The sequence below is a fragment of the Turicibacter faecis genome, from assembly GCF_037076425.1.
GTDB lineage: Bacteria > Bacillota_I > Bacilli_A > MOL361 > Turicibacteraceae > Turicibacter > Turicibacter faecis.
Genome location: NZ_AP028127.1, coordinates 2,210,303 through 2,233,169, shown reverse-complemented (window position 1 = coordinate 2,233,169; position 22,867 = coordinate 2,210,303). Strand labels below are relative to the sequence as shown.

The 22,867-nt window shown below is 36.5% G+C and carries 23 protein-coding genes; 12 read left to right on the top strand and 11 right to left on the bottom strand.

The genetic code is table 11. The annotated features are described in order from the left end of the window. Positions 1 to 87 precede the first annotated feature (87 nt). Positions 88 to 1,026, top strand: a complete 939-nt coding sequence (locus AACH31_RS10890; protein WP_161832215.1) for a dipeptidase — start codon at positions 88 to 90, stop codon at positions 1,024 to 1,026. On the opposite strand, the gene AACH31_RS10885 is transcribed toward AACH31_RS10890, so the two are convergent. Then, the gene (locus tag AACH31_RS10885; protein WP_202618768.1) at positions 1,023 to 1,625 is read right to left on the bottom strand and encodes a GNAT family N-acetyltransferase; all 603 of its coding nucleotides are present in this window, start codon (positions 1,623 to 1,625) and stop codon (positions 1,023 to 1,025) included. The two genes, AACH31_RS10890 and AACH31_RS10885, sit on opposite strands and share 4 nt — an antisense overlap. Positions 1,626 to 2,682: 1,057 nt before the next feature. Then, positions 2,683 to 3,897: an NAD(P)/FAD-dependent oxidoreductase gene (locus AACH31_RS10880; protein ID WP_202618769.1), complete on the bottom strand. Its 1,215-nt coding sequence runs from the start codon at positions 3,895 to 3,897 to the stop codon at positions 2,683 to 2,685. Between the two features lie 354 nt (positions 3,898 to 4,251). Here AACH31_RS10880 and AACH31_RS10875 point away from each other — a divergent pair, with 354 nt between their 5' ends. The 4 genes from AACH31_RS10875 to AACH31_RS10860 all read left to right on the top strand — a co-directional run bounded on the left by AACH31_RS10875 (position 4,252) and on the right by AACH31_RS10860 (position 8,099). After that, the gene (locus tag AACH31_RS10875) at positions 4,252 to 5,781 is read left to right on the top strand and encodes an oligosaccharide flippase family protein (RefSeq protein WP_338506649.1); all 1,530 of its coding nucleotides are present in this window, start codon (positions 4,252 to 4,254) and stop codon (positions 5,779 to 5,781) included. 67 nt (positions 5,782 to 5,848) lie between these two features. Then, positions 5,849 to 6,505: an SAM-dependent methyltransferase gene (locus AACH31_RS10870; protein ID WP_161832218.1), complete on the top strand. Its 657-nt coding sequence runs from the start codon at positions 5,849 to 5,851 to the stop codon at positions 6,503 to 6,505. A 36-nt stretch (positions 6,506 to 6,541) separates the two neighbouring features. Beyond that, positions 6,542 to 6,841 carry an RNA-binding S4 domain-containing protein gene (locus AACH31_RS10865; protein ID WP_161832219.1) on the top strand — a complete coding sequence of 100 codons (300 nt, stop codon included), beginning with the start codon at positions 6,542 to 6,544 and terminating at the stop codon, positions 6,839 to 6,841. Between the two features lie 163 nt (positions 6,842 to 7,004). Further along, complete coding sequence (locus AACH31_RS10860; protein WP_161832220.1) at positions 7,005 to 8,099, top strand: VanZ family protein; 1,095 nt, start codon at positions 7,005 to 7,007, stop codon at positions 8,097 to 8,099. A 17-nt stretch (positions 8,100 to 8,116) separates the two neighbouring features. Here AACH31_RS10860 and AACH31_RS10855 read toward each other — a convergent pair whose 3' ends face one another. The 6 genes from AACH31_RS10855 to AACH31_RS10830 all read right to left on the bottom strand — a co-directional run bounded on the left by AACH31_RS10855 (position 8,117) and on the right by AACH31_RS10830 (position 13,942). Further along, positions 8,117 to 8,959 (bottom strand): ABC transporter substrate-binding protein, encoded by an 843-nt coding sequence (locus AACH31_RS10855; protein WP_161832221.1) that lies wholly within the window; start codon positions 8,957 to 8,959, stop codon positions 8,117 to 8,119. A 12-nt stretch (positions 8,960 to 8,971) separates the two neighbouring features. Next, positions 8,972 to 9,901 carry a prenyltransferase gene (locus tag AACH31_RS10850; protein ID WP_161832222.1) on the bottom strand — a complete coding sequence of 310 codons (930 nt, stop codon included), beginning with the start codon at positions 9,899 to 9,901 and terminating at the stop codon, positions 8,972 to 8,974. Between the two features lie 12 nt (positions 9,902 to 9,913). Then, positions 9,914 to 10,744, bottom strand: a complete 831-nt coding sequence (locus AACH31_RS10845) for a carbohydrate ABC transporter permease (protein ID WP_161832223.1) — start codon at positions 10,742 to 10,744, stop codon at positions 9,914 to 9,916. Beyond that, on the bottom strand, positions 10,734 to 11,438 hold the full coding sequence (locus tag AACH31_RS10840) for a carbohydrate ABC transporter permease (protein WP_202618770.1): 705 nt from the start codon (positions 11,436 to 11,438) through the stop codon (positions 10,734 to 10,736). The genes AACH31_RS10845 and AACH31_RS10840 overlap by 11 nt, the downstream gene beginning before the upstream one ends. 166 nt (positions 11,439 to 11,604) lie before the next feature. After that, on the bottom strand, positions 11,605 to 12,870 hold the full coding sequence (locus AACH31_RS10835; protein WP_161832225.1) for an ABC transporter substrate-binding protein: 1,266 nt from the start codon (positions 12,868 to 12,870) through the stop codon (positions 11,605 to 11,607). Next, complete coding sequence (locus tag AACH31_RS10830) at positions 12,857 to 13,942, bottom strand: ABC transporter ATP-binding protein (RefSeq protein WP_161832226.1); 1,086 nt, start codon at positions 13,940 to 13,942, stop codon at positions 12,857 to 12,859. Before AACH31_RS10830 ends, AACH31_RS10835 begins: the two co-directional genes overlap by 14 nt. 321 nt (positions 13,943 to 14,263) lie before the next feature. Between AACH31_RS10830 and AACH31_RS10825 the strand changes: the two genes are divergently transcribed. The 6 genes from AACH31_RS10825 to AACH31_RS10800 all read left to right on the top strand — a co-directional run bounded on the left by AACH31_RS10825 (position 14,264) and on the right by AACH31_RS10800 (position 18,054). Next, the gene (locus AACH31_RS10825) at positions 14,264 to 15,304 is read left to right on the top strand and encodes an ABC transporter substrate-binding protein (RefSeq protein ID WP_161832227.1); all 1,041 of its coding nucleotides are present in this window, start codon (positions 14,264 to 14,266) and stop codon (positions 15,302 to 15,304) included. Between the two features lie 297 nt (positions 15,305 to 15,601). Continuing rightward, positions 15,602 to 16,342, top strand: a complete 741-nt coding sequence (locus AACH31_RS10820; protein WP_161832228.1) for an ABC transporter permease — start codon at positions 15,602 to 15,604, stop codon at positions 16,340 to 16,342. 161 nt (positions 16,343 to 16,503) lie between these two features. After that, positions 16,504 to 16,821, top strand: a complete 318-nt coding sequence (gene yabP, locus AACH31_RS10815) for a sporulation protein YabP (RefSeq protein ID WP_161832229.1) — start codon at positions 16,504 to 16,506, stop codon at positions 16,819 to 16,821. After that, the gene (gene yabQ, locus AACH31_RS10810; protein WP_161832230.1) at positions 16,821 to 17,351 is read left to right on the top strand and encodes a spore cortex biosynthesis protein YabQ; all 531 of its coding nucleotides are present in this window, start codon (positions 16,821 to 16,823) and stop codon (positions 17,349 to 17,351) included. Before yabP ends, yabQ begins: the two co-directional genes overlap by 1 nt. Beyond that, a complete protein-coding gene (locus AACH31_RS10805; RefSeq protein WP_161832231.1) occupies positions 17,314 to 17,652 on the top strand; it encodes an FtsB family cell division protein in 339 nt (112 codons plus the stop codon). Before yabQ ends, AACH31_RS10805 begins: the two co-directional genes overlap by 38 nt. Positions 17,653 to 17,697: 45 nt before the next feature. After that, positions 17,698 to 18,054, top strand: a complete 357-nt coding sequence (locus tag AACH31_RS10800; RefSeq protein WP_161832232.1) for a S1 RNA-binding domain-containing protein — start codon at positions 17,698 to 17,700, stop codon at positions 18,052 to 18,054. 101 nt (positions 18,055 to 18,155) lie between these two features. Here AACH31_RS10800 and AACH31_RS10795 read toward each other — a convergent pair whose 3' ends face one another. From AACH31_RS10795 to AACH31_RS10785, 3 genes are read right to left on the bottom strand one after another with little or no spacing between them, the layout of a single operon-like run. Continuing rightward, the gene (locus AACH31_RS10795) at positions 18,156 to 18,800 is read right to left on the bottom strand and encodes an ABC-2 transporter permease (RefSeq protein WP_262950333.1); all 645 of its coding nucleotides are present in this window, start codon (positions 18,798 to 18,800) and stop codon (positions 18,156 to 18,158) included. Continuing rightward, positions 18,797 to 19,654 carry an ABC transporter ATP-binding protein gene (locus tag AACH31_RS10790; RefSeq protein WP_161832234.1) on the bottom strand — a complete coding sequence of 286 codons (858 nt, stop codon included), beginning with the start codon at positions 19,652 to 19,654 and terminating at the stop codon, positions 18,797 to 18,799. The genes AACH31_RS10795 and AACH31_RS10790 overlap by 4 nt, the downstream gene beginning before the upstream one ends. A 2-nt stretch (positions 19,655 to 19,656) precedes the next feature. Then, on the bottom strand, positions 19,657 to 20,034 hold the full coding sequence (locus AACH31_RS10785) for a GntR family transcriptional regulator (RefSeq protein ID WP_161832235.1): 378 nt from the start codon (positions 20,032 to 20,034) through the stop codon (positions 19,657 to 19,659). A gap of 481 nt (positions 20,035 to 20,515) precedes the next feature. On the opposite strand from AACH31_RS10785, the gene AACH31_RS10780 reads away from it, so the two are divergent. Next, positions 20,516 to 21,676: a SpoIIE family protein phosphatase gene (locus AACH31_RS10780; RefSeq protein WP_161832236.1), complete on the top strand. Its 1,161-nt coding sequence runs from the start codon at positions 20,516 to 20,518 to the stop codon at positions 21,674 to 21,676. The last annotated feature ends 1,191 nt before the right edge of the window (positions 21,677 to 22,867 follow it).

Here is a 22,867-nt window from a genome sequence, read left to right as displayed (position 1 = left end):
ATAATAGTTGCTTTTTTTTTAGTCTAGATAATATATAATTAATAGTGATTAGAAGGTTCAATTGCGTTTATAAGGAGGGGTTGACCTTTGATTTTCGATACGCACACTGACATTTTGTACAATATTGTGAAACACCGTCTCAAGGGAGAGCGTGGTGTTGTTGAGAATTATCATATCCCTGAATTGTTAGAGGGAAATGTTACCGGAGGAATTTGGACGTATTATACGGATATCAACAACGAGTTACTTACTGATTTTGACCAGGCTATTCAATACATTATAGATGAATTACAAGGTTCAGAAAATGTTCAAGTCGTGACAACTAAGAGTGATTGGGCAGACCATAAGGTTAATGTTATTTTAGGGTTAGAAGGATTAGCGAGCATTAGGGATATTAATCATATCGTTGAACTTTATAATAAGGGTTTTCGCCATGCCATGTTAACATGGAATGAACAAAATCAATTCGCGACGGGTGTTGGAAGTGAAGAAGAAGCGGGATTAACACGTCTTGGATGTGAGTTAGTAAAAAAAATGAATGAGTTAGGGATGGTGATTGATGTATCCCATGCTAATGTTCAAACGTTTGAAGATATTTTATCTGTGACGACAGCACCAGTCATTGCGTCCCATTCAAATTGTTATTCGCTAGAGCCACACCCACGAAATTTAACAGATGAACAAATTAAAGAAATTGCCATTGTTGACGGGGTTATTGGGGTAACAGCAGTGTCGAAGTTTACAAATCCTTTAAAGCCGGATGTTGCATCACTGGTGAATCATATTGATTATTTAAGGGATCTAGTAGGAACACGTCATATTTCGCTTGGGTTTGATTTTATGAATTATCTGAATGCAGGAGAGGCAAACTTAATTGACTGTCAAAGTGCCGCATCTGCTAGCTTAGTCATTGATGAGTTGATCAATCGCGGATATAGTAGTATGGATATTAACGGAATCACCCATGTGAATGCTAAGCGAGTTATTAATTATATATTAAGGGATGATGAAAAAACACTTGATTAATCAAGTGTTTTTTTTCGAATTTTTTTGATAAGGAGGGTTAGAAGGGCAATCCCTCCGGATAGTAGGGTACATTTTATTAGATACTGCTTGATATGAGTTAAAGCAGAATTTTCAAGCTTAATTTGATAAATATCCATTTCATCTTCTTCGCCAATGAATTGAAATCCCATTTTATCTAGTAATCCTTGAGAAGGGAGGTTTTCATAGTGACATTTGGCGATAATTGTTTTAATTTCTTGTTGGGTTAATGCCCAATTTAGAAGTGCGTCTATGGCTTCTGTGGCATATCCTAATTTACGTTTGGACTCAATAATTTCATAGCCGATTTCAACTTGTCCTGAATCGTCTGGATTTCCTTTATAGCCTCCATCTCCAATTACTTCATTGGACGATTTTTCGATAAATATCCAAGAGGTAAAGCCTAATTTAGGCGGCATAAATGCGTAAAGCTCTTCAAGCATCCACGTTAATAGAGTTGTATTATCAGGTGTTAACCAAATTTTTGTAGAATATTCAAGGGGCTCATCATTTAAAATGTCCTTAATCCTTTGCGCCGTTAATGGGTAGAGAATTAAATGTTTGGTTTCGAGTTTAATCATTGAATCTATCCTTTCAATAAAATAGAGGTAAAGTAGCGGATTGTCTAGACGCTATCAGTTTGTTTATATGATAGCACAAAAAAGAGGATTAATTCTAATTAATCCCCTTTTTGATGGTTAATAAAGTAATAAGTATTTCCATTGTAAGATGCAACGGGGCTATTTTTTAAGTGGGGATCATTATGTGAGCCTATTGTCTTAAATTTAGGAACGATAAAGATCCTGAAAATTAATCCGTATAAAAAATATTCTAATTTAACGGTGGAACTTTTTTCCTTCAAGGACATGGGGGTACCTCCTTTTTTGTTATGGTTATTTATTTCGTAATAGGATTAAAACCTATAGAGGAATCGTAGATAGACGCACGTTTGAATAAGAAGGTGCACGATTTCTCTATCCTTTAGGACATAAAGATGCCGATTACAAAGAGGACAATGAGCCCAATTAGGATGGCGATCATGCTTCTTCGGGCGCGGTTATAGGCAATGTTTTTTTTATATGCTTGTTTAGCCATTTCCGGCTTCCTCCTTTTTAGATGACTAGTTATTAAAAGGTATGCGGTTTTGAAAAAAATATGAAAAAAGGGACACCAAAGATTTTTTTAGGTTTAATACCGTGTAGTAGGGAGGATGTGACCTATATATCGATCATTTAATGGTGATCAATGTTAGATGTTTACATTTTCTACCTCATCGGGGTATTGATTTCTTTGGGGTATTTCGCTTCTTTTCTACTTTTTTGATTAATAAAAGGAGGGGCTAATATGCCTTGGCCAAATGGAATTTTGAATTCTAAGTGATAGGTGTTGATAGGAGATATTGGAGGTTAATATTTATAAATGGGGTCCTCAAGTGCTTTAATTTATCGTTCCTGGGCGTGGATTAAACAAATGTCTCCTATTGTCCCAATCGATAGTCTTAACATCCGTCGTGAAGATGAAACAGGGGACGTTATGTCTACAAAAAGAAGAGGAATTAAACCACCTAAGGGATGGTCTAATTCCTCTTGCTTATATGTTTAGAATTTATTCGTTCACACCCTTTGAAAGGGTTTGGGTTTAGTAACGGTTAAATTTGAAGATATCTAATTCGCGAGGATTTTTTCCTGCTACATCTTGTGAAATGAGTTTGGCTCCAATAAGTGCATTGAGGATTCCATTTGATCCGTAACCTAGATTAAAGTAGGCCCCTGGATAGTCAGGATGTTTACCGATGAATGGGAGGCCATCTTTTGTATCGATAAATAACCCATGGAACCAGCATGCTGTTTTTATTTCATTAATTTGTGGGAACATTTTTCTTACACGGCGTAATAATTGGTGGTAGTGTTGAAGGGCTAGAGGATCACGATCTCCCATATTGGCGATGTCACCATCTAAGCGATCAATTGCTAAATCTTCTCCCCCAATAACAATTTCGTTAGTAAGCGTTGGACGAACATAGGTATAAGGTTTTTGATCGTTACGGATGATACAACTGTCTTTCCCCCCAATAAAATTATCCACAGGTTTTGTTAGAATCGAGAACGTACGATAAAGTTGACAGAATGGTTTTTCATGATTGAAAAATTCTAGTGCATTGACTCCTGTACAAATAATAACTTTATCTGCCGTAATAGTAAATTCATTTTCTGTCGTGAGGATGCTTTGATGGGATGATAGATTATAATCCACAATGGTTGTATTTTCAAATACTTCTAATCCTTTGTCGACGTTAAATTTGATGAGATCGTGGGTAAATTGAACGGGGTTCATGATAGCGGCCCCATAGTGGGAATAAATACCTGATTCAAAATTGAAACTAAACTCATCTTTATTGTTTTCCTGTGTGAATAATTCACAGTGAATTCCAATCGCTTGTCGCGCCGTACACTCTTGTTCCATGGCATCCGTTTGTCGCGGATCCTCGGTGTAGAAAAAGGCAGGTTTAAATGAGAAATCACATGAGCTGTTAATTTCTTTAACGATTTGGCTTATTTCCATGACAGCCTGATATCCAAATAAGAAGGCATGTTGGGCATTTTGCTCTCCAACTTGTGACATGAGATTTTTTAATCCCTGATTAATTTCATATTTTAAAATGGCCGTTGAGGCGGAAGTTGCATGAGTGGCGATGTTACTTTTATCAACTAAAACACACCTCATGCCTTGTTTCATAAAGTAATGGGCCGTGAGTGCACCTGTGATTCCACCACCGACAATCACGATCTCTGTTTTAATATCCTTTGATAAAGTAGGATAGGTCTTCTTTTTTTCCATATTTTTTGTCCACATTGGACAATCTCCAATCGTTCTCACGTGATATCACCTCTATAAAAAGCTAAATATAAATTGTATTAAACGTTTTTGTGCAACTTTATTATTATATCTTTTTTACCTCTTTTTATCAAAAGGAAAAAATGACCGTTTAATAAAAAGAGTTTGATGTTTTAATGAATTTAGAATTGTTCATTTATTGATGAAGAATTTGGTGAATCTGTAGCATGGAATAAAAAAATAAAGGGAATATTTTTCAAAAAATGAGTGATCATTTTTTCAAGGAGTCCATTTTGATGATATAATAAGAAGTTGATAAGGAAAGCTAGGGAGGGCTTAAATGATATGAAATCGGGCTGGATGAAGGGGACGATGATTTTAACAATCACAGCTTTTTTTGTAAAGTTGTTAAGTTTGTTATATAAAGTTCCGTATCAAAATATTTCAGGTGATGAAGGGCTTTATGTCTTTCAACAGATTTATCCTTTAATCGGGGTTTATACGACGCTTAATGGTGTTGTATTACCAACGATTATTTCAGAGTTATTATTGACTCATCAATACAGTGAGGATATTAAAAGATATATCAAAAATTCATTGTGGATTTTTGGGCTTGTCTCGTTTGTAGGATTATTTTTGGGGAGCCATTTGATAGCCTATACGATGGGGGATATGCAGTTAACGTGGATTGTGCGTGTCGTTGCATTGGCATTCTTGTTAATTCCAACGATTTCTTATTGGCGTGGAGTGGCACAAACGAGGGCGAATACACTTCAAGTTGTTGCCTATTCGACGACGATTGAACAATTAATTCGGGTTGCAGCGATTATTTTCGCTTTGATTATGATCCAAGGACAGAATATTTATCGCTTAGCTTATTTCGCTTATTTAGGCGGGTTATTTGGTCCGCTTCTTGCCATTGTGTATTTATTTGTGAAGCATTTGGATGATCAACCTCAAATCTTTTTAAAAATGAAACGGCGTCCACGATTTTTAAAGAAGTCGATTTACTTATTTTTAAGTGCTGGAATATTGATTATTTTTCAATTAATCGATAGCTTCTTCGTTTTTAATTCTTTAGTTAACAGTGGGATTCCGTCGTTAGAGGCGATGGGCCTTAAGGGAAGTTTCGATCGTGGACTCCCTATTGTACAGACAGCAACCGTATTTACAGGCGCCATTGTTTCTTCGACTGTTCCTCAATTGGCAGGATTAAGGGACGAAAAAGAGCGGAAAAAGGTATTTAATACATCCTTGTTTATGGTTATTGCACTATCTGTTCCGGCCTGTGTAGGCTTATTTAACGTGGTGGATGAACTCAATATTGCGCTATTTAAGGATAATAGCGGGATTGAAGCCTTAAGATTGTTAACTTTACAGGTTTTCTTTTATCCGTTTATTTTCCTATGTATGGCGATTATGCAACAAGAGGAGCAATATACGAAGTTGTTAATTTCGGTACTCGGAGGTGTGCTAGTAAAAGTAGCATTAACAGCGCCGTTAACGACTAGTTTAGGAATATCAGGGACAGCTATTGCATCGGTGGCATCGCTTGGAGTGATGGCGCTCATTAACCTATACCAGTTTAGAAAGATGATGTATAAGACTTCGTTCGTTAATTTTTTAAAGGTTAGCTTTTCTACAGCGGGATTGTGGCTCGTTTTAACGTATATTGAACCACAAATTCCTAAACTTTTATCCGGGTTAGACGATGTACGAATTTATAATATGATTTCACTTGTGATTCAGGTTTTAGCGGGAGTATTAGTTTACGCCGTTCTAATGGGGGTTTTCTTGATGACCTCTCAGGCAGCATCACGACGTTCTCGCAAACGGAAGCAAAAAGCGAAAAAAAAGAAGGCTCGTTCACAGGTGAAGCCGGTTCAAACGGAAATTGAATAAAGGTCTGAATTATGACCAATATTAGTAGAAGATGAAGTGTTAAGTTAAACAGAAGGAGAGGTAGTCAATGATTTATATTGTAGGATTAGGAGCTGGGGATGATTCTCAGCTAACACGAGGAGTCGTGGCAAAGTTAACATCTGGGTTACCTTTATTTTTAAGAACAGCGGAACACCCGATGATTAATTTTTTAGAGGAAAATCAAATTGCTTATCGTGCCTTCGATGATGTTTATATGAAGCATGAAACATTTGAGGCTGTTTATGAAGAAATTATTGAGACGATTAAGGAAGAAGCTAAAAAGGGAGATTTGATTTATGCGACTCCAGGTCATCCATGTGTTGCGGAATATGCAGTCAAGCGATTAGTGGATGAGGCAGATGCTGTTGTATTAGGAGGGCAGAGTTTCTTAGATCCGATGTTTGCGGCACTTGCCATTGACCCGATTGAGGGATTACAAGTGATGGATGCCTTAGATTTTGATTATGAAGCGATTGCTCCTAAGCAACACCTGATTATTCCACAGGTATTTGACCAGTTAACAGCCTCTAACTTAAAATTAGATTTGATGGAAGTTTATGATGACGAATATGAAGTTTGTATTGTGAAGGCAGCGGGAAGTTCTTTACAGGAACTGAAATGGGTGAAGCTTTACGAATTAGATCACAACTTTAAATTAGATAATTTAACAACGATTTATGTTCCCCCTAAAAAGGAAAATTAGTCGTTAATGGTGAATGAAGAGAAGGAGATGTAAACGATGCGTTTAGATAAATATTTAAAAGTTTCACGTTTAGTGAAACGTCGAACGTTGGCGAAGGAAGTAGCGGATAAAGGTCGTATTGAAATTAACGGAAAAATCGCCAAATCAAGTTCGACTGTTAAATTAGGTGATGAATTAACGCTGTATTATGGAAATAAAATTTTAAAAGTACGCGTGACAGATATCAAAGATTCAACGAAAAAACAAGATGCCGCTTATATGTATGAAATTATCTCCGAAGAACGAATTGAACGTCCATCTTTAGATGAAATTACCGGAATCGAAATTTTCGAATAGAAGTTTCTTATACATAAAAAGACCTCTAACTTTGACTAAAAAGTAGAGGCCTTTTTTATTATCCTATATATTTTTAACATAATATTAGGAGGTTATATGTGAAAATATATTATAATTTGGAGGTGTTAAAAAATATAAATTCTCAGGATTGGGGAGAGGTTTTATGAATTATGTGATATTGTTTCTGTTTGCGTGTCTCCTTTTTGGAACACGTATCAGGTATTTAAGAAAGTCTCGGTCTATCCATTGGGTGAGGGAAATCGTCGTTTTTATAGCCATGCTTTTTTTACTTATCTATATTTTTCTTACTTTATTGAAGGCGAGCACCTTTACATTTGATTTATCGTATGCCTTAACTAAAGCTAATTTTATTCCCTTTAAAGGAATAAGTGCGGTTCTTTTGGATCCAAGGGATTTAACCCTGGGGATCGGAATAACCCTTAAGAATGGGTGGTATAACGTGGTGGGGAATTTGCTTGTCACAGTTCCGCTTGGCTTTTTCAGTTGCCTCTTGTTTAAGTCATCTCGCAAATGGTGGCGATTATTTAGTTATGGAGTCTTGTTATCGACAATCATAGAATCATTACAACTACTCACAAGTGTGAATTTTTTTGACGTTGATGATATTTTATTGAACGCTTTAGGTTTCGTGATTGGGGGGATGGCCTATGCGGTTGTTGTATTCATGTTCAAGAGGTTTAAAAAGTGGGATGACCTGACACGCTTAGAGATCGAGGAAAATGGAAGACTGATGCCTACCTTTTTAAAATCAACCGTGGCCTTAGCGGCGGTCTTTTTAGCGTGTGCCCTCGGTGTTTTTCTGAAGGAGACAATCTCCTATCAAACGTTTGAAGAAACTTATGCACAGGCGAATGTCTCAAAAGAATTTGACGGATTTTATGCGACTCTTTCTAAGGAGAAGGGGGAATTAAGTTTTCGTATTTACCATGAAACAAGTTTTAATCGTTTTTATCAGGTGGCTGGACTGACCGTTCCTATTCAAGAAGGAGAGAACTACTTGGAGGTTATGAGCTTTAGCGATCGATATCAGTTGCCGCTTCAGTATGGAGTTGTTGCCTTTGGGTATAATGAGAGAGCGAAGCAGTTGGAAATAGATTATGAGTTCCCTTTAAGGGTTGAATTACCACACGGTTTATTTATAGAGTTTCACCCATTCCGTGGTCAAGATTATCCTTTCCAAGCGGGGTATTTAGAGTGGGAAGAAGGTCCACGATATGATGCATTATTTATTGATTAAAAGAAAAGCCTGCGTCTTTAACAAGACGCAGGCTTTTTAAATGGATTTACGATACACTGATGAGGATCGTAAAATTGGTCGATTTCTTTGTTTTTATACATCCAATTTTGACAAAGGTTAAAGTCTTCCACAGCGTAAGGGTGATAGGGTTCAAAGGTGAAAGTGGCGAATCGAGAGGCTAGTTTTTCAGGATATCCACAGTCTTTCGCCCACTGAATGCGTTGATTAGGTGAGGCCTGGTTAAATAGGTTTGTTGTGTCTTCTAATGCCTGATAGAAGTTATGCACAGCCCCTTGATTTTGTTCATAAAAGGTTCGATCAAAGGCCCACATGACCCAGTTGTGTGAGCTATTGGCTAAGCTCCATAAAATTTTTCCACCTGTTTCTAAGACATCTGTGACAAAGGGATCAATAGCCACAAGGGCTTCAATTTCTCCTTTATCCAGTGCAGCAAGTCGTTCATAGGAATTATTAATCCATGTAATACTCGCATGAGGAATCATTTCTTTTAAGTCTGTTTCTAAAAAAAGTCGGAGAAGCCCCGCCCGATTAGCCCCAATTTTTAGATGAGAAAGATCTTGAATCGGGTGACGCCCAGCGACTAAGTGGATGGTACGTGTTAAATCTGAGGTGATAACGGCATCTTTTCCACGTTTAAGCATATAAAAGAAGAAAGTTGTATCACCGACCATCGCATCCGATGTTCCACAGAAGAAAGGATTATTTCCATCAAATAAAAAATCTTCTGTTGTGGATAAGTTGACTGATACGTGATGTTTTTGAAACAGTCCCAATTTTTGAGCAAGTAAGACTTGAAGCGTCAGGGGATTTTTTTTGATTAATGTTAAATGAATAGTCATCATGAGTCCTCCTTAAGATTGGATGAGGTAAATAAAGAATTCTGTGGATAATATAAGATTAAAGCTATAAATCAATAATAAAGGTCTTGGACCAAATTCGCGTCCCATCTCTTTGTAAGGGGCTTGGATTTGATAATAATCTTTATACCAACGAATATATCCAAAGTAATAAAAAATCACAACTCCACTGATAAACATGAGTAGAGTAATTCCCCCAATGAGATAAAGTGTCGTCCAGGCGATCAACATAAGAAGGGCTTCTGGAATAATCAGCTTAATTGAATTTCTAAATCCAATAACATGAGGTAAGGTTACACGGTGCCCTCGATCCTTTTCAATGTCTGAGGTATTATTGGTGGACATTAAAAACACCGTCATGATCATGGGGATAACAGAATAAAGAACAATAGGAAGGTTGAGATGATCTGTTTGTAAGTAAGCCGAAATCAACGTACTAATTGCCCCAACAAAAAGCCCTGAAACGAGTTCCCCAATGGGATAGATAATATAAGGTTTCGGACCAAGAGAGTAACCAATTGCCGCAAATGCACTTAAAATCCCAATCATTAAAATCGTTAGGTTTTTGGTCACGAAGACGAGGGTTATTCCTGAAAGTCCACTGATGCCAAGGAAAAAGAAGAGAACGATTAAAGTATCCACAACCGTTGCATCTCCTCGCACAAGTCCCTCACTTCCGAGATGATGAGTGAATGTCTCTTCGTTTTCCTCGCTTTTTAGATAAGCGCGAATTTCGTTTGCAACGTTTGCCACGATATTTAAGCAAAAACCAGTGACGAACATTAACAAAAGCGGGATGATTTTTAAGTGTCCGGCTAAATAGGCGCCAAATAATCCCCCACTTAGGACAGGTAGTCCCGTAGCAAATCCAGTCCTAATCTCCATGACTGTATAAGCACGTTGTAAAAAATTTTTTCTTTTCATAATACACTTCCTTTATTTAATACTTCCCGCTGTCAATCCAGTATAAATTTGTTTTTGTAAAATGAGGAAGAAGACCAACATCGGAATTAAACTTAAAATTATTGCCGCATTAATCACATTCCACTCAATGCGATGAGGGCCCATAAAGTTAAATAAGGCCGTCGAGATGGTATTTAAATGTTCACCGGGCATATAAAGGTGTGGAATGTAAAAATCATTATAAATCGAAATAACCTTTAGCATGATAATGCTTGCTGTCGCTGGTTTTAAAAGAGGAAAGATGACTTTCCTATAAATTTGAAAATAGGATGCCCCCTCTAACATCGCTGCTTTATCAATTTCTCGTGGAATTTTTTCAAGAACTTGTAAGTAAAGATAAACCATCAAGACATCAGCCCCAAGATAGAGTAAAATCGGGGCTAATCGTGTGTTATATAGCCCGAGGGACGCAATAATTTTGAAGGTTGAAACTTGAGAGACTTCCATAGGGATAATGGAGACAAAGAGATACATAAATAGAATTAACTTTTTTCCTTTAAAGTTAAATCGGTTAATAACATACGCCACCATCGAACCGATAAAGATACTCCCACTAACACCTGCAAGAATCAGAATAAAAGTATTGAAAAATCCTGTCAACATTTTTCCTTTGGTTAAAGCGATATAATAATTTTCAAAATTTAAAAAGCTGACGGGTGGGGTTACCCCAGACGTGGACATAAACTCACTGTAAGTTTTGAACGATCCAAAAAAGACGGTGAGTAGTGGAAAGAAGACAATGAATGTCCACAAGATTAAACTAAAATATTTCAAGATTGATTGTAGTAGACGTTTAAAAATCATAATCATCATTCCTAAATAATTTTTTTTGAAGTGAGGTTAGTAAAATAAGGGCGAGCATCATGACAACAGCCATGCTTGCAGCAAGTCCTAGTTGTTTTTGTTCAAATGCTGTTTTTAGTGTTTGAAGTAAGAAGGTGGTGGTTCCATTTGAACCATTCGTGATAATCATCGGAATTTCAAATGCTGTAACGGCCCCGACTGTTAATAGAATAAAGTTAATCTTTAGGATTGTATGGATATTGGGTAAGATAATGTACCGAATTTTTTGAAAGGTTGTTGCCCCCTCAATTTCGGCTACTTGATAGTATTCCTTGGGGATGGTTTGAATGGCTGCATAAAACATTAAGAAGCGGAGTCCTGTATGACGCCAAAGAGAGATTCCGGCTAATGTATAGTTGACGTAACGAGGGTCTCCGAGCCAAAAATGGATGAGCTTCTCTAGACCAAGGGTGATTAAAAGGGTATCAAAGGGGCCACCTGGTGTATAAAAGAGCCGGAACATCATAGAAATGGCGACGCCACTAATGAGAGTAGGAAAAACAATACTCGCCTTAAAAAATGATTTGAATTTGACTTTAAAGGATAAAAGGATGGCGAGATATAAAGCAATTAAAATTTGCAGGAGTCCAGAGACAAAATAGTAAAGGTTATTTATAAAAACCTGAAAGTATTGAGGACTTGTTAGTACTTTCACGTAATTATTCCACCCTACCCACGGTTTTTGCGAGCTAATTCCGTTCCATGAGGTGAAACTGTAGGAGATAATTTCAAGTAAAGGTAAAAAGCCAAAGGTAATCAGTAATAATAGGGGAATAAAAAGGAAGAGCCCAATAAGGACTCTTTCTTTTTTATGTAAGGAACTATTCATGATTTTTTAGTGCTTGATCCCAAGCGTTTTGTAACTCTTTAACATAGTCCTCATAACTTTGGTTTTGTTCTGGATATAATCCGATATTGATTACCTTTTGTAAAACATCTGTTAAGCGGGCGATTCCGACTTCCCCGGCAACAGCACTATAACGTTCCTGAATGGCTGCATCTTCAGTTGAGGCAGTTTTTACAATTGTCCCCTCTTCAAATAAAGCACGTTGATCATCGTTTAATTCTTCAATGATGACTGGAACCCCATCTAAATCTTCTGCATAACCACTTTCAGCAGAAATAAAGTATTCTAAGAATGCTTTCGCCGTTGCTAAGTTTTCTGTATTTTTATTGATTCCAATGACCCCAGGGGCTCCAACTGGAACACTTGTTGTTCCGTTTAAAGTGGTTGGGAATGGAGCCAATTTAATGTTATCCTCAGAATCATTGAGCGCTTGAATAGTTGCTAAGTCTTGAGAGGCGCGCATAATCATGGCCACTTTTCCGTCCGCTAATAATTGAAGCGATTGGTTATAGTCGCCTGTAATCGGATCTTCTTCAATATATCCACCAGCTGCTAATTTGTAGAATAAATCCATTACTTCACGAATCGGTTGACCTTCATCAAATGGATTACCGTTAAGTGCGGCTTCTTTATAATTTTCCCCATATGAAGATAAGGCACCTGCCCAAACTCCTAAAGAGGTATTATAGTTAGTGTAAAAGCATGTTGCCCCTGTTTTTGATTCAATTTGATCGCAAGTTTCAAGTAAAGCATCTGTTGAGGTTGGCATACTTTCAACGCCAGCTTTCTTTAAAACGTCTTCGTTATAGACAAAGCCTAAAATATTAATTGAAACAGGTAAACCGTAGACTGTATCGTTATACACAGCCTCAGTTACATCTAAATATTTTTTTTCTAAGTCTTCTACTTTTCCAAGCGGATAGAAGTAGTTTTCATATTCACTTGGTGTTCCTGCCATTGAGAAAGGAACAAACAAAACATCTCCATAATCTTTTGTATTCATTCGTTTCATGATATCAGCATCATAGTCGCTTGAAGACTCCCAAATAATATCTTCAACTTCAGGATATTTCTTTTTAAATCCCTCTTCAATCTCTTCAAATAGTTCGGCAGCATCAGGACGAGAAGTCACAACTGTTAATGTTCCACCGATTTTTCCCTCTTCTACCTTCGGTTTTGTTTGGCACGCCGTCAATGAGAGTAACGTCATGCTGACGAGTAGTAGCTTAATTTTGTTCATGGTTAAGTTCAATCCTTTCATGTGTTGTTTTATTAAAAACATGAGCGTGAGCTAGGTCAAAGCTGACTTTAATGAATGCCCCTGTTTTATAATCTAAGTTTTGATAAGATTTCATTGTCATGACCAAGTCATCTTTTTGTAGATGGAGGATAACCTCACTTCCAAGATACTCAACTTTTTGAATCCTCATTTCAATCCCATTCGTCGTATCTAAATAAAGGTGTTCGGCTCGAAGGGCTAGAAGATATTCCCCGTTTTCTGTAAGAGGGGAGAATCGAGATCCGACCTCGAGTGAAATATGATTAGATAAGATGAGGTGGTGGGTGTGATACGTCACATTAAAAAGGTTAATGCGCGGTTTCCCAATGAAGGTTGCTACAAATAAATTGGCTGGTTTCGTGTAAATCTCAACAGGAGTACCGATCTGTTGAATAATCCCTTCATTTAAAATAACGATTCGGTCTGCCATGGTCAGGGCTTCCGTCTGATCATGGGTGACATAGATGGTTGTTGCGTTTAGTCGCCGGTGTAATTGGGTAATCTCATTACCAGTCGATTCACGCAATTTGGCGTCTAGGTTGGAAAGCGGCTCATCCATTAGGAAGAGTTTCGGCTCTCTGACGATTGCGCGTGCAATAGCGATGCGTTGCCGTTGTCCACCGGAAAGATTTTTTGGAAGTACATCGAGATATTCTTCGAGTTGAAGAATACGGGCCGCCCAGCGTACCTTTTCCTCGCGCTGCTTTTTTGGAAGTTTGCGTAATTTCATCCCAAATTCGATATTTTCGTAAGTGCTAAGATGGGGGAGCAGGGCATAGTTTTGAAAGACCATTGCAACATCTCGATCTTTTGGTAATGTTTCATTAATTCGTCTTCCCTCAATTAAGATATCCCCAGAAGTCATTTTTTCAAATCCGCAAATAAGTTCAAGCAACGTTGATTTACCACTTCCACTAGGACCAACGATGACGATGAATTCTCCCTTAGAAATTGAGAGATTAAAATCATTAATAACCGCCTTAGTTGAACGGGGATAAGTTTTAAAAACATGATTGAATGCAACATAGTTCATTTTGTATCTCCAATCGTACAGAAAATTCACTAACATTATAACAAATGTCTTTATATAAGAAAATAAAAGCCTTTCATTTTCTTATATAAAGCGACAAATAAAAAATAGTTTTAAAAAATATGAGTAAATCTCTCGTTATTTAGGAATGGGGGAGAACATCGTTTTTTTATTTTTGATAGGTTCCTATCCATTTGTTAAAATTGTTACAACATTTGATGAAATCCCTTGTTCGTATGCGAAAAATGACTCATGCTTTTTACGGATAAATCGTAGGACGTAAGATATAATCGGAGGTAATCAAGCATATGGGAGGAATTTTAAATGAAAAAGTTTTTAGCAATATTCCTATTGCTGTTTGGAATCGTCGGCTGCGCGAATCAAACGGTAGATGAGAATAAGAAAGATGAAACAAAGGAAAAGGTAGAGCAACAAACCGAAAATGAGGAGCAGAATATAGAGACGACTCCACAATTTGAAAATGTTTCATTTGATATGTTAGTTCCGAGTGGATCAACAGCCATGGCAATGGCGCACTTTAAGGCAACGGCACCTTCCCTTGGAGATCATGTGGAATATACCGTATCGCCTTATACACAAGGAAGTGATGCATTAGCTGCAGCTTTTACATCAGGGAGCTCACAGGTGATTGTTGCACCCACTAATTTAGGAGCTACGCTTTATCAAAAAGAAGTGCCTTATCAATTAGTAGCCACTTTAGTGTGGGGAAATTTATATTTAATTAGTCAAGAAGAATTAAATTTTGATGATTTAGCAGGTAAAAAGATTACGGCTTTTGGCCAAGGAAGTACACCAGACATTGTGCTACAGTGCATTTTAAAGGAAAAGGGGCTACTTGATTCGGTAGAAATTGAGTATTTACCAAGTGTTGCAGATGTTCAATCGATGTTTGCAGCGGGTGAAACGGATCTTGCAGTTATCGCAGAACCTTCATTATCGGTTTTAAAAACAAAGAGTGAGAATGTAAATGTCGTTGTTGATTTTCAACAACAGTGGGAAGAAATTTATGGGGTAAGTTCTTATCCACAAGCAAGTTTATTTGTTCATAAAGATTTAATTGAGAATCATAAAGAGGTTATTGAACCGTTATTAGCCCAAGTGGAGGCAAGTGTTTCATTCGCAAATGAATCAACAGACGAAATGGCTAAAGAAGCTATTCAAACAGGACTTGAAATGCCGGAAAATATTATTGTTCAGTCGACGCCACAGTCAAATTTAAGGTTTAAAACAGCAGCCGATTCAAAGAAAGAGATTGAAGTCTATTTGAAAAAATTGTTTGAATTTAATCCAGCTACAATTGGCGGTTCGATGCCGGACGATGACTTCTATTATTTCGCGAATTAATAGGTATAAAATAATTGAGTGTGCATATATTATTATTGACGATTACTTGAAACTCGGTTTGGTAGCCGACAAAGGATGCAAGGGAAATACCACTTGCCAAGTAAGGGTCATAAATATTTAAAAGTTATACTGCATTTTGTTGTCTAACTTAATGTCAATGACTTTTGTGAATTCATCATGTGGATAACTTTTAAGTTTTTAAAAATAGGTCGCTTCCGTAGTGACCTATTTTTTTATTTGAACGGTATTTTCCTTATTTTTTCCCCGTAAGATAGAAAAAGAGGGAGGGGCATACTTATGAAGCAAGGGTATCGATTAATGGGGATTTTAGGTGTCTTACTCATTTATGAGTTATTCGTACAATGTGTTCATCAACCGATTATTTTACCATCATTAATAAGTGTTTTTGAGGCAGCCTATGAGATTGTGTCTGATCCAATGTTCACTGTGACCGTACTTTCGACGGTTAGGAGGACAGTTCTTACTTTTACAGGTGTGTTAATCATTAGTTTATTACTAGGTATTCTTGTGGGCTATTTTAAGGCGCTTCGCTTGTTTTTAGCGCCATTTATAACGCTTTTAAGAACGTTACCTACTATTTCAATCACCATTATTTTATTAATTTGGTTTGGGGCGGAACGGGGGCCTGTTATGATTATGGCCTGTGTGATTTTCCCCCTTTTATATGAGATGATAGAGAGCTCAATGAACCATGTAGATTCTGATTTATTAGATGTTTGCTTATTGTTTGGTGCGACCCCGTATGAAAAATTTAGGGCGCTTTATTATCCACAATTAATGAGAGAATTAAGTGGTGGGGTTCAAGCAACGATCGGATTATCATTTAAAGTCATGGTCATGGGGGAAGTAATGGCTCAGACCTCTATAGGAATTGGTCGTCAGTTAAACTACGAGAAGACTTATTTAAATATGCCCGCTGTTTTTGCTTGGAGTTTTGTGCTTATTTTATTGGTGATGTGCTTTGAGTTTATCACTCAAATCTTAATAAAAGAATTAATTCGCCATCTTGACTCCTAAGAAAGAGGAGAAAAGAAAAAAGATGTCGATTTTATTAACGAATGGGAGGGGGATTTCATAAAATATGAAGTAGAAACAAGGTCTTTCTTTCCCCCAGTTATATTTCGCTTAGAACAATCATAAGTTTCTAGTGATAAAACAGATAACGGAGGGATAAGAATATGAACATTTATGAGAAAGAGTCGTACATGAAGCAAAAGCCAAGCACGCTATTGGGTTACCATCAGGTATCAATGAAAGAAAGGAAGTTAATGGATGTTAGTGGAATTAAAAAGTTATTAAGCTTTGATAGTGAGTTGTTTACGATTGATACAACAATGGGGATTTTAACAGTGAGAGGAATGGATTTAGAGCTTAAGAATCTTGATCTTGAAAAGGGAGAGCTATCGATTATGGGTTATATTACCGGTTATGAATACGACGATTTAGACATGATTGGTGAAGACTCAAAAGGAATCTTTAGCAAATTATTTAAATAATGAGTTTACAAGTCCAATTTCAACTAATGGTTCATGTCCTATTGTATGGAATTTTTATCGGTGTAACGTTAGATTTTACTTACATCGTTAAAGAGATTTTATTTAATCATTCCATACAATGGGTGATTATTGTGATGTATTGGTTAATCCAAATTCCTCTTACCTTTATCTATATATATAATGTTAATGAAGGAATCTTCCATTTGTATATTTTGCTTTTCTTAGTCGTTGGGGCTATCATATACTTTAAGTTCTTAAAACAGCCGTTGCACCGGGATCTTGAAATGTTAGGGGAGAGTTTATTCACAGTTGCACACTTTATAAAAAAAGTGGTGAATATCTTAGTAATTTCCCCCATTATGTTTATTTACAAGCTTGTTTCTGATATAATAATGTTGTTTCTTAGAATTTTAAAGCTTTTATTTTATACGCCTTTAGCTAAATTAGGAAAATCTATATCAAGTAAGAAGAAAAAAAAGGAGAAACGACGACGTGGCAGAAAGAAAGTTAACTCTAGTACAGAAGAATAATCGAAAAAGGCGACAACAGCTTTTTTATCGTCGGGTATTAACACTTAGCCTTATTATAGGATTCTTTTGTGTCGTTGGGGCTTGCCTATATACAAGTCGTTTAGCCAAACTTACTGAAGCTAAGGAAAAATTAGCTGCATATGAAAAAGAATATGATGAGTTAATTGAGAAAGAGGAATATTATCGCAACGAAATAAGCAAACTTGAAAATGAGGATTACATTGCTAAGCTTGCGCGCGAGAAATATTTTAAATCTGAGGAAGGCGAGATATTATTTAAGCTTCCGCAAGGACAAGAATAACTAAAATTAAAATTATAAAAATTATGAGGAGGACTGTCGATTTTTATGTCAATCACAGCTGGTCAAAAGTTAAATGGTAAAGTCACGAGTGTGAAGAAGTTTGGTGCATTTGTGGAGTTAGAAAATGGAAAATCAGGACTTGTACACATTAGTGAGTTATCTGAGAAATTCGTAGAAAAAGTTGAAGATGTTGTCAGCGTGGGTCAGGAAGTAACTGTGCGCGTTAAAGAGGTGACACCAGAAGGGAAAATTAACCTTTCAATGAAACCAGCACGCCCAGAAAAGCCAGCTCGTCCAGCTTTAGACTTAGATAAAGCAATTACTAACTTTTTAAAGGATAGCGATGAGAAACAATCGGCTCTTAAAAAGAACATGAAAACACAGCGTCGTCGTTCTAACTAACGATACTTGTTTAGCATAGATATCAAACTCATTCCGTTTGGAATGAGTTTTTTTGTATAACTTAAAAGGCGTACATGATGGGATGTACGCCTTTTAAATTTTTAATATTCTTTTTTTAAAACGATTCGAGAGGATAATTGATAAGAGAAGTAGGCAACGATGAGTAGAGTGATGATTCCAATCCACGGTAAAAGGGGAAGTAATGTTTCTAAATGAGTGATCCGTTGAGGAGTCAATATTCCTTTTAAAAACTTACCTAATAAAACAATCCCGCCAAATAGACTAAAACTGATAACCATCATCATCATACGGCCGCGTTCAATTCCGTATTTAAAGACAAATGGAAGTAAAAATAAGATCAGTAATTCCGCTGTAAATAAAATGGCAATGCCGGATATAAAAAGTTCTGCACTAATAGGGATGCCTTTCACAAGACAAATCCCAGTGACTATTATTTCTGAAAGAATTGTTCCGGCGATCGGGAAGATAGCGAAGACGATATATTTACTAAGAACGAGTTCTTTTCGTGAAATAGGAAGTGATAGGGCGAATACATCCCAATTCGCGTACTCATCGTAGGAGAAAGTACTTAGGCTTTGCAAACAAAAAATCATAATTAACAGCCCACTTAAAAAGCTTGGATCATAGGAAATAAAGAATAATAAATAGATAAGTATGGTAATCAACATCGTTTTAATGTTGTTTCTTAAGTTTAAGAAATCTTTTATAATTAGCCCTTTCATCATTTACGCCCCCCAATATGTAAAAGCATTAAATCTTCAATAGAGACTGAATCCATCGTTAATGCTTTATATTTATTTTCTAATTTTCTTTTATTTTTGATAAGTACTTCCATATGATAAGGATGCTTTTTATAGTTGACGATATCTTCTGGGTCAATCGAGCAAAAGTCCTTTTCTTGACATTTAATAAGTCCGTAATCATAAAGAAGGTGGTCTTTAGAGTCAGAGAAGACGATTTCTCCCTCATGAATAAAGGTGATATAATCGGCGATTTTCTCTAAATCACTTGTGATATGTGATGAAATTAGGATGGAATGTTCTTCATCCTGGATGAAGTCTAAAAAGATATCGAGAATTTCATTTCGAACAATTGGATCGAGTCCGCTTGTCGGCTCGTCTAAAATAAGAAGTTTAGGACGGTGACCTAATGCAGTAGCGAGTGATAATTTCATTTTCATCCCCCGTGAAAAATCTTTTATCGGCTTGTTTAAAGGGAGTTTAAATTGATTGAGATAGTCAAGGTATAAGTGAGTATCCCACTTTAGATAGATATTTTTTAAAATGAGATTTAAATCTTTTGGGGTTAATTGTTTAGGAAAATGGCAATCATCAAAGACGATTCCAATTTCTTGTTTAATCGACATTTCATGTTGTTGATAATCTTGACCGAATAGTTTGATTGTCCCAGAATCCTTATCGATTAGGTTTAAGATAGCCTTAATCGTTGTGCTTTTTCCGGCTCCATTTTCCCCAATTAATCCGACAATATAGCCTTTAGGAACGGTTAGGTTTACATTGTTTAAGAAAAATCCATCTCGTTTTTTGGAGAGCCCTCTAACTTCTATCGCATTTTCCATTTTTATTCCTCCTCAGTATATAAAAGTTTTAAAATCTCAGCTAAATCCTCATATGAGATGCCGCACTGTTTACTTAATTCAATGGCACGGGTGAAGTGTTCTTCAATTTGTCGTTGTTTTTCTTCCTTTAATAATTCTTTATTATGTTGAGTGACAAAACTTCCTTTTCCAACAATACTTTCGATAAATCCTGCACGTTCAAGGTCCTCATATGCTCGCTTCGTCGTAATAACGCTTATGTGAAGGTCGCGAGCGAGAGCGCGCATGGAAGGAAGGGCATCCCCTTCCTGAAGAACCCCAGATATGATGTGTTGTTTTAGTTGATCAGTAATTTGTTCGTAAATCGGTTTTTTGCTGGTATTGCTGATGACTATTTCCATAAATAAACTAATCACCTCCTGTTATATTGTATATACTCTATATACACAATATAACTCTTTTAAAAAAACGTGTCAATAGAGGGGAGATGCATTTTTAGCTAAGGTTTAATCGAATAGTCGAAGGTATTAGTCAGAGATAGAGTTGAGGGAATATTCAAACTTTTCTCTTCAGTTGTGTGTGTTATTTAAGAGGAAATAGAGGTGAACAAATAGGGCTATGTTTGTAAATCTAATTTTATTCACTTTTACATAAAAGTTTTTAAAAGTTTATAGCACTATGCTGCCGAGTCGTGTAAAAGAAGGTAGAATAGCTGGTTTATTTTCAATAGATGTGCCGAAGATGTAAAAATTGTGTCTTTTAAAAGTTTAAATGATTCCAAGAAAGTGACAAAATCTCTAGTTGATGAGTGGTAATATAGGGGTACGAATTGAGCCCACGGGAGGGAGCAATTAGTTAAGGCCATTAGGAGGAGAGAGAAGCATGGAACTCGTAACGAAAATGAAGCAAACATTTTCGCCTAAGCCAAAGAGAGAAAGTAAGGATCGGTTGAATATTTATACGATTAGTCAGTTATTTAATCAGTTAGTTAATTTTCAACAATTAGTGAAATCTTTGCGTTCTTTTATAGGTAAGGGTCAGTTAATCAGAGTTGACGTGGTTTTAGATTGTATCGGATTGGCAATCGACAATATGATGCAGTCAATGATGTACGATCGTCATGACTTTGAACTGCAGTTCAACCGTATTAAGGAAGAGCTGGAAAGAATTAATGTGAGGTGTTCGGATATTAAGATTAAAAGTCTTTATCCAAGACTCATCAAAATGGATTTAGTGATTAATTCGCCCCCGAAAGAGTTAACGTTGTTGTCTATTCAGGCAATACTTGAAGGGATTACGAATGAGCCACTTCGTTTAATTGTTGAGAAGACTAAAGGAAAGCAGACGAAAATAAAGATTTATTCCTCTAATCAATTTAAAATTGATCATGCGGTTTCCTATGTTGGAAAAGACGGAAATAAGGTTTCAGGAGATAGTTATATTTATGAAAATTTCACGAACGGTCAAACGTTTATTGCGATTAGTGATGGAATGGGGAATGGTGAACTAGCTCATAAGGAGAGTTCGGAAGCCCTTAAAATTTTGAAATGTTTGTTAAGTTTTAATATTCCAATTAAAACGGCTATCCAGACGTTACAGCAATTAAAACAACATTCCAATGCGAACGAAAGATTCTTTTCGTTAGATGTCTGTATGATTGATCGGGAGCGTCAAAGAGCTACCTTCTATAAAAAGGGGGCAACACCGACATTCTTTATAAGAGATCATCAGATTGAATTAATTAATTTAGCGCAACTTCCAGTCGGCGTTATGAGCGATCAAGATGTTGATCACGTTACGTTAGATTTACAAGAAGATGATATATTAATTATGTGTAGTGATGGTATTGTCGAACAATATCCGGATATTACTGATTTGGAACATATGATTTTAGGGCAGGTTGGAATACCTCCTAAACATATGGCGAAAAATATTTTACAAACAACAGTTAGTAAACATAAAGGAAAAATTAGAGATGATATGATGGTTTTAGTGGTGGAATATAAGCGACAGGGAGTTTCCCAAGCCCAATATGCATCATAATAATACCCATTATTAAGTAAATAAACGCTATATAATTATGTGTGTTTATGCGTGCATCCGTTGTTAGAGGTGGGTCTGCGCGATAGATGTTTTTAAGAGAAGGTGGAAGGGGGTAATCCCAAGGGATAATTGGGGTTATCTTCAATTCCCAATGTGTGAAAGAGATTAGTTTAGAAGTAAGAATTGGTAAAAGTGTAAACAAAGTTTAGTGTAGAAAACCGGGGTCGGAGCCGGTGAGGAACAAAAAGAGAAGTTTATGTAAAGTGTTAAAACAGAGATAAAAAAGTGTTTAAAAGAGGTAAATCAGGGTCAGAGCTGAATACCCAAGTGTAAAAGAGATTAGATTAGAAGTAGGAATTGGTAAAAGTGTAAACAAAGTTTAGTGTAGAAAACCGGGGTCGGAGCCGGTGAGGAACAAAAAGAGAAGTTTATGTAAAGTGTTAAAACAGAGATAAAAAAGTGTTTAAAAGAGGTAGATCAGGGTCAGAGCTGAATACCCAAGTGTAAAAGAGATTAGATTAGAAGTAAGAATTGGTAAAAGTGTAAGCAAAGTTTAGTGTAGAAAACCGGGGTCGGAGCCGGTGAGGAACAAAAAGAGAAGTTTATGTAAAGTGTTAAAACAGAGATAAAAAAGTGTTTAAAAGAGGTAAATCAGGGTCAGAGCTGAATACCCAGGTGTAAAAGAGATTAGATTAGAAGTAAGAATTGGTAAAAGTGTAAACAAAGTTTAGTGTAGAAAACCGGGGTCGGAGCCGGTGAGGAACAAAAAGAGAAGTTTATGTAAAGTGTTAAAACAGAGATAAAAAAGTGTTTAAAAGAGGTAAATCAGGGTCAGAGCTGAATACCCAAGTGTAAAAGAGATTAGATTAGAAGTAAGAATTGGTAAAAGTGTAAACAAAGTTTAGTGTAGAAAACCGGGGTCGGAGCCGGTGAGGAACAAAAAGAGAAGTTTATGTAAAGTGTTAAAACAGAGATAAAAAAGTGTTTAAAAGAGGTAAATCAGGGTCAGAGCTGAATACCCAAGTGTAAAAGAGATTAGATTAGAAGTAAGAATTGGTAAAAGTGTAAACAAAGTTTAGTGTAGAAAACCGGGGTCGGAGCCGGTGAGGAACAAAAAGAGAAGTTTATGTAAAGTGTTAAAACAGAGATAAAAAAGTGTTTAAAAGAGGTAGATCAGGGTCAGAGCTGAAT